12 protein-coding genes are annotated in these 14,267 nt (G+C 61.0%); 1 reads left to right on the top strand and 11 read right to left on the bottom strand.

The window, feature by feature from the left end; translation table 11 throughout:
• Positions 1-64: 64 nt before the first annotated feature.
• The gene (locus ABTV87_RS18400) at positions 65-1,390 is read right to left on the bottom strand and encodes an OprD family porin (RefSeq protein ID WP_433898080.1); all 1,326 of its coding nucleotides are present in this window, start codon (positions 1,388-1,390) and stop codon (positions 65-67) included.
• Positions 1,391-1,752: 362 nt separating this feature from the next.
• On the opposite strand from ABTV87_RS18400, the gene ABTV87_RS18395 reads away from it, so the two are divergent.
• Entirely contained in the window at positions 1,753-2,226 is a 474-nt protein-coding gene (locus ABTV87_RS18395) for a GNAT family N-acetyltransferase (protein WP_085609245.1), read from the top strand.
• A gap of 60 nt (positions 2,227-2,286) precedes the next feature.
• Here ABTV87_RS18395 and nuoN read toward each other — a convergent pair whose 3' ends face one another.
• From nuoN to nuoE, 10 genes are all read right to left on the bottom strand, one after another.
• Positions 2,287-3,750 carry an NADH-quinone oxidoreductase subunit NuoN gene (gene nuoN, locus ABTV87_RS18390; protein ID WP_007951465.1) on the bottom strand — a complete coding sequence of 488 codons (1,464 nt, stop codon included), beginning with the start codon at positions 3,748-3,750 and terminating at the stop codon, positions 2,287-2,289.
• Between the two features lie 7 nt (positions 3,751-3,757).
• Entirely contained in the window at positions 3,758-5,290 is a 1,533-nt protein-coding gene (gene nuoM, locus ABTV87_RS18385) for an NADH-quinone oxidoreductase subunit M (RefSeq protein ID WP_007951464.1), read from the bottom strand.
• A gap of 39 nt (positions 5,291-5,329) precedes the next feature.
• Positions 5,330-7,183, bottom strand: coding sequence for an NADH-quinone oxidoreductase subunit L (gene nuoL, locus ABTV87_RS18380; protein WP_007951463.1), 1,854 nt, complete (start codon positions 7,181-7,183; stop codon positions 5,330-5,332).
• On the bottom strand, positions 7,180-7,488 hold the full coding sequence (gene nuoK / locus ABTV87_RS18375) for an NADH-quinone oxidoreductase subunit NuoK (protein ID WP_003180046.1): 309 nt from the start codon (positions 7,486-7,488) through the stop codon (positions 7,180-7,182). Before nuoK ends, nuoL begins: the two co-directional genes overlap by 4 nt.
• Positions 7,489-7,491: 3 nt before the next feature.
• Complete coding sequence (gene nuoJ, locus ABTV87_RS18370) at positions 7,492-7,992, bottom strand: NADH-quinone oxidoreductase subunit J (protein ID WP_007951462.1); 501 nt, start codon at positions 7,990-7,992, stop codon at positions 7,492-7,494.
• 9 nt (positions 7,993-8,001) lie between these two features.
• Positions 8,002-8,550, bottom strand: a complete 549-nt coding sequence (gene nuoI / locus ABTV87_RS18365) for an NADH-quinone oxidoreductase subunit NuoI (protein WP_007951461.1) — start codon at positions 8,548-8,550, stop codon at positions 8,002-8,004.
• Positions 8,551-8,561: 11 nt separating this feature from the next.
• Positions 8,562-9,569 (bottom strand): NADH-quinone oxidoreductase subunit NuoH, encoded by a 1,008-nt coding sequence (gene nuoH / locus ABTV87_RS18360; protein WP_007951460.1) that lies wholly within the window; start codon positions 9,567-9,569, stop codon positions 8,562-8,564.
• On the bottom strand, positions 9,566-12,280 hold the full coding sequence (gene nuoG / locus ABTV87_RS18355) for an NADH-quinone oxidoreductase subunit NuoG (RefSeq protein ID WP_433898079.1): 2,715 nt from the start codon (positions 12,278-12,280) through the stop codon (positions 9,566-9,568). The genes nuoH and nuoG overlap by 4 nt, the downstream gene beginning before the upstream one ends.
• A 137-nt stretch (positions 12,281-12,417) precedes the next feature.
• Positions 12,418-13,773: an NADH-quinone oxidoreductase subunit NuoF gene (gene nuoF / locus ABTV87_RS18350; RefSeq protein ID WP_007951458.1), complete on the bottom strand. Its 1,356-nt coding sequence runs from the start codon at positions 13,771-13,773 to the stop codon at positions 12,418-12,420.
• Positions 13,770-14,267, bottom strand: a complete 498-nt coding sequence (gene nuoE / locus ABTV87_RS18345; RefSeq protein WP_003223804.1) for an NADH-quinone oxidoreductase subunit NuoE — start codon at positions 14,265-14,267, stop codon at positions 13,770-13,772. The genes nuoF and nuoE overlap by 4 nt, the downstream gene beginning before the upstream one ends.

The following is a 14,267-nucleotide window of genomic DNA, read 5'->3' as shown; positions in this document are numbered from 1 at the left end:
AAGATTCACCTCTTACCAAAGGAGCAAGGAGCTTCTAAAGGTGAATGGGCATTGCTCGTGAAACTCAGAGAATCGCCAGCGGGTATTCGACGATCACCCGCACTTCATCAAGGTCTGACTCGAATGCGGTGGCGCGGGTAGTGGCCTGGCGCAGACGCAGCGACAGGTCTTTCATCGAACCGCTCTGCACCACGTATTTGACTTCGATATCACGTTCCCAGCGCTTCTGGTCGGTCAGCGGATTGCCCTCGGCATCGCGGCGCATGTACACGGCGTTGGCGTTGGAGTAATCGGCGTCGGTGCCGCGTGCGTAACGGGTCATGAACGACAGGCCCGGTACGCCATAGGTGGTCATGTCGAGGTCGTAGCGCATCATCCACGAACGTTCTTTCGGCGAGTTGAAGTCGCTGTACTGGATCGAGTTGTCGAGGAAGATCGAGTCGGACTGACGCAGGTAATCGAAGTCGTCATTGCCGTTGTTGCGCTGGTGGGAAATGGCGACCGAGTGCGCGCCGAGTTTCACCCCGACGCGGCCGCTCCAGATGTTGTTGTCGAACTCGCCGAGCAATTGTTTGCCTTCGTCGATCGCCTTGTAGTAGTTCAGGCCGCCGAACAGCGACAGGTCATCCGACAGCGGATACGTCCAGGCGGTGCCGGCGTAGTACTGGTTCCAGGCATCTTTCAGGCGACTGGAGTACAGGCTGAAACTGAGGTTTTTGTTCAGCGCGTAATCGCCGCCGCCGTAAGCGATCCACGGCGAATTGACCGGGCCGGCATAGAAGGTTGCGAAGTTTTCACGCAGGTCGCTGGACACCGGTTGGCTCATCGCATGCAGCCGACCACCCTGGATCGATAGACCTTCGATGCTGGTGTTGGTCGCCGTCACACCGCGAAAGCTTTCCGGCAGCAATCGCGAATCGCCTGCCGCGACCACCGGGTTGGCCGGGAACACATCACCGACTTTCACCACCGTATCGAAAGCGCGCACTTTGGCGGCGCCACCGACCTTGGTGTACTCGTCCCGCGCTTCGCCGTCGCTGTTGACCGGCAACACATCGAACGAACTGCGGCCACCGTTGCGACCGTCGCCGGTGTCGAGTTTCAGGCCGATCATCGCAAACGCATCCACCCCGACCCCGACGGTGCCCTGGGTGAAACCGGATTCGAACTTGCCGATGATGCCGTGGGCCCAGGCTTCGGAATAACCATTGCCCGTGGGACTGGACTGACCGTTGCGGTGGTCACGGTTGAAATAGAGGTTACGGTTGAGCACCGTCAGGCTGCTGCCTTCGATAAACCCTTCGGGTTTTTCTTCTGCAAACACCGTGGACGGCCCGGCGCCTACAACCACTGCCAGAGCGGCCATCGACATTTTTGTGTTGTTAACCATCAATCACTCCTAGGGTTCGGCAGAACGGGAACGAGCTTCGGCGTAGGTTTTATTGTTCGACGGACAAGGGCCCGCCGGCATGGTCGCCGGGTGACATCGTTGCAGGCTGCAGATAACGCGGAGGTGATTGGGGAATTACAATTTCGTTAGGTGGCCTGCGATTGACGCGTCGGAACAATCCGCAGCACTATCCAGCCATGACTGCCCAACACCGAATGACCATGATGTGCTCCTCTATGACCGCTTCCGGCGGGCCATAAGGTCGTGCATGTCTGGCAAATGACGTGTTGTTACCCAAAGCCCCGCCAGAAATGGACGGGGCTTTTTCATTGCCCGTCCGCACATGGCTCAAGGAGAGAGAAATGTTCGAAATGAAAAGAGCCGAACCGGACGATGCCGGGATAGCGTTCGAGATTCGGCGACTGGCGATCCGGCATCAATGCATCGGTGCCTACAGCGAGCAGCAAATGCTCGACTGGACAAAAGGCTCAGCAGCAGACGGTTATGACACGCTCATGCAAAAGCATTTCTATCTGGGTTGCGTTGAGGGGGAGCCCGTGGCAACCGGCATGCTCGATCTGGAGCACCGCGAAATCGGCGCAATCTTCATCCATCCGGATTTCATGCAGCGCGGGCTGGGTAAACGTGTGCTGCACTTTCTGGAAGCGCTGGCAAAGGATCTGGGGCTGGCAGAGGTTTGTCTGGATGCGACGTTGAATGCCGCTGATTTTTATCGGCGCTGCGGTTACGTCGGGGAGGGGAGTGCGATCTATCAATCGCCTTCAGGTCTGCAACTGGCCTGCGTGCCGATGGTGAAGAAACTCAAGACGGTCTAGACGCAAAAACGGCACCCGAAGGTGCCGTTTCTGTTTGTAGCCAGCTATCGCTCTGAGCGATCAGCCCGCCAGGCCCGATTGCTGAACCAGGGTCAGCAGCGGTTGTGGGTAGACGCCGAGGAAGAACGCGACAAGGGCGATTGCCAGCAGCATCACGCCGCCTGCTTTCTGTTCCCAGTGCAGCTGGGCGTCGTGGCGGCGCAGGTTTGGTTCGATCAGGTACAGGGTGACCATCACGCGCAGGTAGTAGAAGACGCCGATGGCGCTGCCCAGTACCAGCGAGCCGACCAGCCACCATTGGTGCGACTCGACACCGGTAGCGATGATGTAGAACTTGCCGATGAAGCCAGCGGTCAGCGGGATACCGGCCAGGGACAGCATCATCACGGTCAGTACGGCGGTCAGGTACGGACGGCGCCAGAACAGGCCGCGGTACTCGTACAGCGCATCTGCGTCACGGCCGTTGTACGGCGAGGACATCAGGGTGATCACGCCGAAGGCGCCGAGGCTGGTGATCACGTAGGTGACCAGGTACACGCCGATGGCTTCCACGGCCAGACCCTTGCTCGCCACCAGTGCGATCAGCAGGTAGCCGAAGTGCGCGATGGACGAGTAACCGAGCAGACGCTTGAGGTTGCTCTGGGTCAGGGCCAGCAGGTTACCGAACAGGATCGAAGCGATGGCGATGATGGTCAGCACGTTGCTCAGAACGCCACTGCTTGCAGCAGGGGAGATCTGGAACAGACGAACCATGACCGCGAACACGGCCACTTTCGAAGCGGTGGCGAGGAACGCGGCCACCGGTGCCGGAGCACCTTCGTACACGTCCGGCGTCCACAGGTGGAACGGTACCAGCGACAGCTTGAACGCCAGACCGATCAGCATCATGCCCAGGCCCAGTTGCGCCAGCGAGCTTGGCAGGCCGGTCGCGGCCAGTGCCTGACCGATGCCGACGAAGCTCAGCGAACCCGAGTCGGCGTACAGCAGTGCCATACCGAACAGCAGGAACGCGGAACCGGCGGCCGACAGCACCATGTACTTGATGCCGGCTTCCAGCGAACGCTTGTTGAAGAAGGCGTAGGCCACCAGACCGTAGACCGGCACCGACAGCAGTTCCAGACCGATGAACAAGCCGGCCAGGTGCTGCGCGCTGACCAGAACCAGGCCACCGGCGGCGGCCATCAGGATCAGCAGATACAGTTCTTCACGGTTGCCCGGGTAACCCGAACCGCCATCGCCGAGGTAGGCGTGGGCGAGGGTGACGCAAGCGAGGGTGGCGACCAGGATCAGCGCCATGTACAGGCAGGCAAAGGTGTCGATCTGCAGCAACGGGGTCACGGCCAGAGGCGCGACTTTCAGGGCTGGCAGGATCGACAGCAAGGCCAGGTTCAGACCTGCCACCGAAATCAGGAAGGTCTGCGAGTGGTTGCGGCGCCAGGCGATTGCCAGCATCACCACGATAATGGTGAGGCTGGTGATCAACAGTGGCGCAAGCGCAATAAAGTGTTGAATCGTGAATTCCATAGCGCTCTTACCGGGCCGAAGCGAGTTGAGTGAAGGCGGTGCCGAGCCACTGCTGCACGCCATGCATCGTGGCGGCAGAAGTGTCGAGGAACGGTTGCGGGTAGACGCCGAGGTAAATCAGCAGTACCGCAAGGCCCAGCACCATGATCAGTTCGCGACCGTCCATGCCGTGCAGGATCGAATCCGATTTGGACGGACCGAAGTAAGCGCGGTGGATCATGATCAGCGAGTAGACCGAACCGAACACCAGACCGGAGGTGGCAATCGCGGTGATCCATGGAGCACTGGCGAACGTACCGATCAGGATCAGGAACTCGCCGACGAAGTTACCGGTGCCCGGCAGACCCAGAGAGGCGGCTGCGAAGAACAGGCTGATCGCCGGCAGGTAAGCGATACGCGACCACAGACCGCCCATCTCACGCATGTCACGAGTATGCAGACGCTCGTACAGCTGACCGCTGAGGATAAACAGTGCCGCCGCCGACAGACCGTGCGCCAGCATCTGGATCACAGCGCCTTGCAGCGCCAGTTGGCTGCCGGAGTAGATGCCGATCAGTACGAAGCCCATGTGGGAAACGGACGAGAAGGCGATCAGACGCTTGATGTCGGTTTGCGCGAAAGCGAGGAACGCACCGTAGAAGATCCCGATCAGACCGAGGGTCATGGCGATCGGCGCGAACTCGGCCGAGGCGTTCGGGAACAGCGGCAGGGCGAAACGCAGCAGACCGTAGGCCGCGGTTTTCAGCAAGATACCGGCGAGGTCGACGGAACCTGCAGTCGGTGCCTGGGCGTGAGCGTCAGGCAGCCAGGAGTGGAACGGAACCACTGGCAGCTTGACCGCGAAGGCGATGAAGAAGCCGAGCATCAGGATGTACTCGGTGGTCATCGACATCTTGGTCTTCAACAGATCGGCGTAGTTGAAGGTGATCACGCCGGTGCTGTTGTAGTTGACCAGGACCAGACCGAGAATCGCCACCAGCATGATCAGGCCGGAAGCCTGAGTGAAGATGAAGAACTTGGTCGCTGCGTAGATCCGGGTTTTCTTGCCGTCCGAAGAACTGTGACCCCAGAGCGCGATGAGGAAGTACATCGGCACCAGCATCATTTCCCAGAAGAAGAAGAACATGAACAGGTCGAGGGCGAGGAACACGCCGACAACGCCGCCCAGGATCCACATCAGGTTCAGGTGGAAGAAGCCAACGTGACGTTGAATCTCTTTCCACGAGCAGAGTACCGACAGGATACCCAGCAGACCGGTCAGCAGGATCATCAGCAGCGACAGGCCGTCGAGGGCCAGGTGCACGTTGATGCCGAAGCGCTGGATCCAGACGTGCTTGAACTCAAGCGCCCAGGTCGGATCGGCGCCAGGCGCCGGAGCAAATGAATAGTCACCGTGGGCCCACAGCCAGAGGCCGAGGGCGAGTTCCAGGGTCATGGTCAACAGCGCAATCCAGCGGGGGAGGGTAGCGCCGAAGCGCTCACCCATCCAGCACAGCAGGCCGCCGATGAAGGGGATCAGGATTAGCCAAGGCAGAATCATGACGGGCTCGTTTCCTTTCGCAAATTCGCAAGGTTCATATCAGACCGCTACCAGCACGACAGCGCCGATGACCAACACGGCACCAGCAGCCATCGAAGCAGCGTACCAACGCAGTTGACCGGTTTCGGTACGGCTCAGGGCGGTGTGACCACCCTTGGCCATGCGCGGGATCAGACCGATGGTCTGGTCGAGCGGGTCTTTGCGCAGCATGTGGCTGATCGCAAGGTACGGCTTCACGAACAGTTTGTCGTAGATCCAGTCGAAGCCCCAGGCAGCGAACCACCAGGCCGAAAGGAGACGGCCGATGCCGCTGTTGGCGATCGCGGTCACGAAGCGACGCTTGCCGAGGAACAGCAGGGCCGCCAGCAGGATACCGGCCAGGGCGATGGCGCCCGAGGCGATTTCCAGACTGTGCTTGGCTTCGCCACCGGCATGGCCAACGCTCTCGGGCAGTACGCCGTGCAGCGGTGGAACGATCATGGCGCCGACGAAGGTCGACAGCACGATCAGCACCGACAGCGGCAGCCAGTGAGCGATGCCGTGACCGGCGTGGGCTTCGGTCTTGGCTTCACCATGGAACGCGATGAAGATCAGGCGGAAGGTGTACAGCGACGTCATGAATGCGCCGACCAGACCTGCGTAAAGCAGACCGTGGTTGCCGCTGGCGAACGCTTCCCAGAGGATTTCGTCCTTGGAGTAGAAACCTGCGGTCACCAGCGGCAGGGCGGCCAGAGCGGCACCACCGACGATGAAGCTGGCGTAGGCCAGCGGCAGTTTCTTCCACAGGCCGCCCATCTTGAAGATGTTCTGCTCGTGGTGGCAGGCAACGATCACCGCACCGGAAGCAAGGAACAGCAGGGCCTTGAAGAAGGCGTGGGTCATCAGGTGGAAGATCGCGCCTTCCCAGGCGCCAACGCCCAGCGCCAGGAACATGTAGCCGATCTGGCTCATGGTCGAGTAGGCGAGGATACGTTTGATGTCGGTTTGAACCAGTGCGGCAAAACCTGCCAGAACCAGGGTCACACCACCGACGATTCCCACGAGATGCAGGATGTCCGGCGCCAGGGCGAACAGACCGTGGGTACGGGCGATCAGGTAGACACCGGCAGTCACCATGGTTGCGGCGTGGATCAGTGCCGAAACCGGGGTAGGGCCGGCCATCGCGTCCGCAAGCCAGGTTTGCAGCGGCAGTTGCGCCGATTTACCGACCGCACCACCCAGCAGCATCAGGGTTGCCAGCACGATCCAGAAATCACCGACCTTGAAGTGCTCAGGCGCCTTCACCAGCAATTCCTGGACGTTCAGCGTGCCCAGTTGCTGGAACAGGATGAACAGGCCGATCGCCATGAACACGTCACCGATACGGGTGACGATGAAGGCTTTCAGTGCGGCGTTACCGTTGTTGCGGTTGCTGTAGTAGAAACCGATCAACAGGTACGAGCACAGGCCCACGCCTTCCCAACCGAAGTAGATGAACAGCAGGTTATCGCCGAGGATCAGGAACAGCATGCTGGCGATAAACAGGTTGGTGTACGAGAAGAAGCGCGAGTAACCGTCTTCGCCACGCATGTACCAGGAGGCAAACAGGTGGATCAGGAAGCCGACACCGACGACTACACCGAGCATGGTCACGGACAGACCATCCAGGTACAGCGCGAAGTTAGGCTGGAAACCTTCCACCGACATCCAGCGCCACAGCACCTGGGTGTAGACGCCACCTTCCGGTGGCGCGACGTTGAATTGCCAGATCACGTAGGCCGCGACGATGGCAGACAGGCCGATGGAGCCGACACCGATCAGCGCCGACAGGTTTTCCGAGAAGCGGCCGCGCGAGAACGACAGCAACAGGAACCCGATCAGAGGGAATACGAAAGTCAGAAAGAGTAGGTTCATCCGCGCATCTCACTGGCAGCGTCGATATCGAGCGTGTGGAAGCGGCGATACAGTTGCAGCAGGATCGCCAGGCCAATACTGGCTTCGGCGGCTGCAAGGCTGATCACCAGGATGAACATGATCTGTCCATCCGGTTGCGCCCAGCGGGCGCCCGCAACGATGAAGGCCAGTGCAGAGGCGTTCATCATCACTTCCAGACTCATCAACACGAACAAAATGTTGCGGCGGACCATCAGGCCGACCAGACCAAGGCAGAACAGGATGCCGGCAACGGCTAAACCATGTTCGAGAGGGATAGCAGGCATGTCTTACTCCTTCGCCTCGTTGCGGCCCAAATGGAACGCCGTGACGGCTGCAGCGAGCAGCAGCATCGAGGCGAGTTCGACCACCAGCAGATACGGACCGAACAGGCTGATGCCCACGGCTTTTGCATCGACGGTGGTGTGGCCGATGGCCTGACCGCTCTGGTGAGCGAACAGCACATACAGCAGTTCGGCCAGCAGCAGGGCGGCGAGAATCACCGGCCCTGCCCAGATCCCGGGCTTGAGCCAGGTGCGTTCCTGCTGAACCGAGGCCGGGCCCAGGTTCAGCATCATCACCACGAACACGAACAGCACCATGATGGCGCCAGCGTAGGCGATCACTTCCAGCACGCCGGCGAACGGAGCGCCGAGTGCGAAGAAGGTCATGGCCACGGCGATCAACGAAATGATCAGGTAGAGCAGGGCGTGCACAGGATTGGTGTTGGTGACCACACGCAGTGTGGACACAACAGCGATACCCGATGCGAAATAGAAAGCGAATTCCATCGTTCTTCCTTAAGGCAGCAAGCTCTTCACGTTGATCGGCTCGGCTTCGTTTTGTGCGGCGCCTTTCGGCTTGCCCGCAACGGCCATACCAGCAACACGATAGAAGTTGTAATCAGGGTTTTTGCCGGGGCCGGAGATCAAAAGATCTTCTTTCTCGTACACCAGGTCCTGACGTTTGAACTCGGCCATCTCGAAATCCGGGGTCAGCTGGATCGCGGTGGTCGGGCAGGCTTCCTCGCAGAGACCGCAGAAAATGCAGCGCGAGAAGTTGATACGGAAGAAGTCCGGGTACCAGCGACCGTCTTCGGTTTCAGCTTTCTGCAGCGAGATGCAACCCACCGGGCAGGCCACGGCGCACAGGTTGCAAGCCACGCAGCGTTCTTCGCCATCGGGGTCGCGGGTCAAGACGATGCGACCACGGTAGCGTGGTGGCAGGTAGACCGGCTCTTCCGGGTATTGCAGGGTGTCGCGCTTGCGAAAGCCATGGCCGAAGACCATCACCAGGCTGCGCAACTGGGTACCGGTACCCTTAACGATGTCGCCAATATATTTGAACATGGGTCAAATCCTCACTGAACCGCAACCGCAGGCGTGTTCCACAACACGATTGCAGCGGTCACCAGCAAATTGATCAGGGTCAGTGGCAGGCAGAATTTCCAGCTGAAATCCATCACCTGGTCATAACGCGGACGCGGGATGGAAGCGCGCAGCAGGATGAACAGCATGATGAAGAACGCGGTCTTCAGTGCGAACCAGACGAAGGACAGTTGCGGCAGGATGCCGAACGGACCGTGCCAGCCACCGAAGAACAGGGTGACCAGCAGCGCCGAGATCAGGATGATGCCGATGTATTCACCGACGAAGAACATGCCCCATTTCATACCGGCGTATTCAATGTGGTAACCGTCGGCCAGTTCCTGTTCCGCTTCCGGCTGGTCGAACGGGTGACGGTGAGTCACGGCCACGCCAGCGATGAAGAAGGTACAGAAGCCGAAGAACTGCGGAATGATGAACCACAGGTTCTGCGCCTGGTACTCGACGATATCGCGCATGTTGAACGAGCCGACCTGCACCACGATGCCCATCAGGGCCAGGCCCATGAACACTTCGTAGGACACGGTCTGCGCCGAGGCACGCAAGCTGCCCAACAGGGCGAACTTGTTGTTGCTCGACCAGCCGGCGAACAGCACCGCGTAGACCGAAAGACCCGCCATGGCGAAGAAGAACAGCAGGCCGATGTTCAGATCCGCCACGCCCCAGGTCGGGGTGATCGGGATGATCGCGAAGGCGATCAGCAGGGCGGACATGGCCACCACCGGTGCCAGGGTGAAGATCACCTTGTCGGCAAACGGCGGGGTCCAGTCTTCCTTGAAGAACATCTTCAGCATGTCGGCCGCGATCTGGAACATGCCGAACGGGCCAACGCGGTTCGGACCGTAACGGTCCTGCCACCAGCCCAGCAGGCGACGCTCGACAAAGCTGAGCAACGCGCCTGCGACCACCACGGCCAGCAGGATCACGATGGCCTTGATGACCGTCAGGATCACATCGATCACTTCAGGGGTGAACCAGGTCATTGCGCTGCCTCCTGCAGACCATCAACGGTTTGGCCGAAAATCGCCGGCGGAATGCCTGCCAGACCGGCCGGCAGTGCAACCAGGCCAGCGCCCAGCTCTTCATTGATGCGCAGCGGCAGACGCAGGGTCTGGCCGGCAACATTGAGGCTCAGCAGTGCGCCGTCGTTGACGCCCAGGCGATCCGCTTCGGACTTGGCCAGTGCCACGTAGGCAGCCGGGATGCGTTCCTGGACCGGAGCGGCTTTCGACGAGTTCTCGTCGCTGCCGAACAGGTGGTAGAACGGCACGGCTTGCCAGGTGCCTTGGGCCGGGTTGAACGCGCGCGGAACACTGGCGAACCAGTTCAGCGAATCACCGGTGCTTTCAATCAGGCGGGTGCCCGGATCGCCAGCGCGCAGGTGACCACCGACTTCGTCCTGGAACTTGTTCCAGGCTTGCGGCGAGTTCCAGCCCGGCGACCAGGCGAACGGCACTTGCTGACGCGGTTCGGCGGAGCCCGAGTAACCTTCCATCGAGAAGGCGAACGCGGTGTCCTTGTCTTGCGGGGTGCGTGGTTCGTGAACGCTGATATCGGCGCGCATCGCGGTGCGACCGGAATAACGCAGCGGCTCACGCGCCAGTTTCAGACCCTTGATGCGGAACGAGGCGGACGGTGCGGCGTCGACGATACGGGCCAGTTGCGTGGTGCTCGAAGCAACGGCAGCGGTCACGTGGTCGAGTTGCGTCCAGTCGATCGGCTGGTTCAGCAGGGTGGCGCGCAGGGCATGCAGCCAGCGCCAGCCTTCGTGGACCAGAATGTTCGCGTCCATGTATTGCGGGTCGAAAACCTGGAAGAAGCGCTGGGCGCGACCTTCCTGGCTGACCAGCGTACCGTCGCCTTCAGCGAAGCTGGCGGCTGGCAGAACCAGATGCGCGCGGTCGCTGGTAGCGGTCTTCTGATGGTCGGCAACGATCACCACTTTCGCAGCGTTCAGTGCCGCATCGACCTTGGCCTTGGCGGTACGGGTGTACAGATCGTTTTCCAGCACGACGATGGCGTCGGCCTTGCCGTCGATGACCGCTTGCAGCGCGGCATCAACCGATTCGCCACCGAGCATGGCCAGGCCGAGGCTGTTGGCTTCCGGCACGATCAGGCTGATCGAACCGTTCTTCTCGCGCAGCTTCAGGGCCTTGGCGATGTTCGCCGCGGCTTCGATCAAGGCTTTGGAGCCCAGCGAAGTACCGGCGATGATCAGCGGACGCTTGGCAGCGAGCAGTGCATCGGCGATGCGCTTGGCCAGTTCCAGGGCTTCGGCGTCCAGACCTTCAACGGCCGGTGCGCTGGCGTCCAGGGCGTGAGCCACGGCGAAACCGATGCGCGCCAGATCGTCTGGAGCGGCGTGTACACACTCTTCGGCGATATCGTCGAGCTTGGTTTCAGCCAGGCTGGCGATGAACAGCGGGTTCAGCTCGTGCTGACCGATGTTCTTAACCGCAGCGTCGAGCCAAGGCTGAACGCGCATGGCTTCGGCCATGTCTTCGGCCTTGCCTTTTACCGACTGACGCAGGGCCAGGGCCATACGGGCGGCGGTCTGGGTCAGGTCTTCACCGAGGACGAACACGGCGTCGTGGTCTTCGATGTCGCGCATGTTCGGCACTGGCAGCGGGCTGTCTTTCAGCACTTGCAGGACCAGACGGATGCGTTCCAGCTCGGAGGCTTCGATACCGGAGTAGAAGTGCTCGGCGCCCACCAGTTCACGCAACGCGTAGTTGCTTTCGAGGCTGGCACGCGGCGAACCGATACCGACGATGTTGCGACCGCGCAGCAGGTCGGCGGCTTTGTCCAGCGCAGCATCCAGCCCAAGCTTGGTGCCGTCGGCCAGCAGTGGCTGACGTGGACGGTCGGTGCGGTTGACGTAGCCATAACCGAAACGGCCACGGTCGCACAGGAAGTACTGGTTCACCGAACCGTTGTAACGGTTTTCGATGCGACGCAGTTCGCCGTAACGTTCGCCCGGGGAGATGTTGCAACCGCTCGAGCAGCCATGGCAGATGCTCGGCGAGAACTGCATGTCCCACTTGCGGTTGTAGCGTTCGGAGTGAGTCTTGTCGGTGAACACACCGGTCGGGCAGACCTCGGTGAGGTTGCCGGAGAACTCGCTTTCCAGCGTGCCGTCTTCAACGCGACCGAAGTACACGTTGTCGTGGGCGCCGAATACACCGAGGTCGGTGCCGCCGGCGTAGTCCTTGTAGAAACGCACGCAGCGGTAGCAGGCGATGCAGCGGTTCATTTCGTGGGAAATGAACGGGCCCAGTTGCTGGTTCTGGTGGGTACGCTTGGTGAAGCGATAACGGCGCTCGTTGTGGCCGGTCATCACGGTCATGTCTTGCAGGTGGCAGTGACCGCCTTCTTCGCAGACCGGGCAGTCGTGCGGGTGGTTGGTCATCAGCCATTCAACAACACTGGCGCGGAACGCCTTGGATTCTTCATCGTCGATGGAGATCCAGGTGTTGTCGGTGGCAGGCGTCATGCAGGACATGACGATGCGACCACGGGTGTCGTTCTCGTCGGTGTACTGCTTGACCGCGCACTGGCGGCAGGCCCCGACGCTACCAAGCGCGGGGTGCCAGCAGAAATAAGGGATGTCGAGGCCCAGCGACAGACATGCCTGTAACAGGTTGTCTGCCCCGTCGACTTCGAGCGCTTTGCCGTCTACGTGGATAGTGGCCATGGTTCAAAGGTCTTCGTTGGCCCGGTGTCAGCGGGCGTGGCTAATGGAATCTTGTTATCCGTCCGAATCCAGTCAGCCCCGAAAGGCGTCATCGGACGAAAGGCGAAGGGCACGGACCCTTCGCCTTTTTTAAGCGTTTACGCGCCGACTACGATCGGCTTCGCCAGAGGCGGGACGGCGGCGCTTGCGGGCGCGATACCGGCTTCGAACTCTGGACGGAAGTATTTGATGGCACTGCCCAACGGCTCCACGGCACCCGGTGCGTGAGCACAGAAGGTCTTGCCCGGGCCGAGGAAGTTGACCAGACCCAGCAGGGTCTCGATGTCGCCTGGCTGGCCGCGGCCCTGTTCGATGGCCATCAGCAGCTTGACGCTCCATGGCAAACCATCACGGCAAGGTGTGCAGAAACCACAGGATTCGCGAGCGAAGAACTGCTCCATGTTGCGCAGCAGGGACACCATGTTGACGCTGTCGTCCACCGCCATGGCCAGGCCGGTACCCATACGGGTGCCCACCTTGGCGATGCCGCCGGCGTACATTTGTGCGTCGAGGTGTTCAGGCAACAGGAAACCGGTACCGGCGCCGCCTGGCTGCCAGGCTTTCAGCTTGAAGCCGTCGCGCATGCCGCCGGCGTAGTCTTCGAACAGTTCGCGACCGGTCACGCCGAATGGCAGTTCCCACAGGCCAGGGTTCTTGACCTTGCCGGAGAAGCCCATGAGCTTGGTGCCCATGTCTTCGCTGCCGTCGCGGGCCAACGATTTGTACCAGTCCACGCCGTCGGCGATGATCGCCGGCACGTTGCACAGGGTTTCAACGTTGTTCACGCAGGTCGGCTTGCCCCACACGCCAACGGCGGCAGGGAAGGGTGGCTTGGAGCGCGGGTTGGCGCGGCGACCTTCGAGGGAGTTGATCAGTGCGGTTTCTTCACCGCAGATGTAACGCCCGGCGCCGGTGTGGACGAACAACTCGAAATCGAAGCCGCTGCCCAGAATGTTCTTGCCCAGCAGGCCCGCTGCCTTGGCTTCTTCCACGGCACGGTTCAGGTGCTTGGCGGCGGTGGTGTACTCGCCCCGCAGGAAGATGTAGCCACGGTAGGTTTTCAGCGCGCGGGCACTGATCAGCATGCCTTCGATCAGCAGATGGGGCAGTTGCTCCATCAGCATGCGGTCTTTCCAGGTGTTCGGCTCCATTTCATCCGCGTTGCACAGCAGGTAGCGGATGTTGATGGATTCGTCCTTTGGCATCAGGCCCCACTTCACGCCAGTGGGGAAGCCTGCACCGCCGCGACCCTTGAGGCCGGCGTCTTTCACGGTCTGGACGATGGCGTCCTGATCCATGTCGGCGAAGGCCTTGCGCGCAGCGGCGTAACCGTTCTTGGCCTGGTACTCGTCGAGCCACACGGCTTCGCCGTCGTCACGCAGGCGCCAGGTCAGCGGGTGGGTCTCGGCCGAACGCTGGATGCGGTTGGCCGGGCCGAAAGAAGTCAGGGTCATACGTAGCCCTCGAGCAGTTTGGCGACGCCGGCAGGCTGGACATCGCCAAAGGTGTCGTCATCGATCATCAGCGCCGGTGCCTTGTCGCAGTTGCCGAGGCAGCAGACCGGCAGCAGGGTGAAACGACCGTCGGCGGTGGTCTGGCCCAGGCCGATACCCAGGTTGTTCTGGATCTCGCTGACCACCGACTCGTGGCCGCCGATGTAGCAGACCATGCTGTCGCAGACGCGAATGATGTGACGGCCGACCGGCTGACGGAAGATCTGGCTGTAGAACGTGGCCACGCCTTCAACATCGCTGGCCGGGATGCCGAGGATCTCGCCGATGGCGTACAGAGCGCCGTCCGGCACCCAGCCGCGTTCCTTCTGAACGATCTTCAGGGCTTCGATCGACGCCGCGCGCGGGTCTTCGTAGTGATGCAGCTCGTGCTCGATGGCCGAGCGCTCGGTTTCACTCAAGGTGAAACGGTCTGTCTGGATAAGCGTGCTGTTCAT

It is taken from the genome of Pseudomonas sp. PSE1(2024) (genome assembly GCF_050990555.1).
GTDB classification, from domain to species: domain Bacteria; phylum Pseudomonadota; class Gammaproteobacteria; order Pseudomonadales; family Pseudomonadaceae; genus Aquipseudomonas; species Aquipseudomonas aphyarum.
Note: the sequence above shows the minus strand (reverse complement) of the source record. Positions and strands in the feature narration are given on the sequence as shown.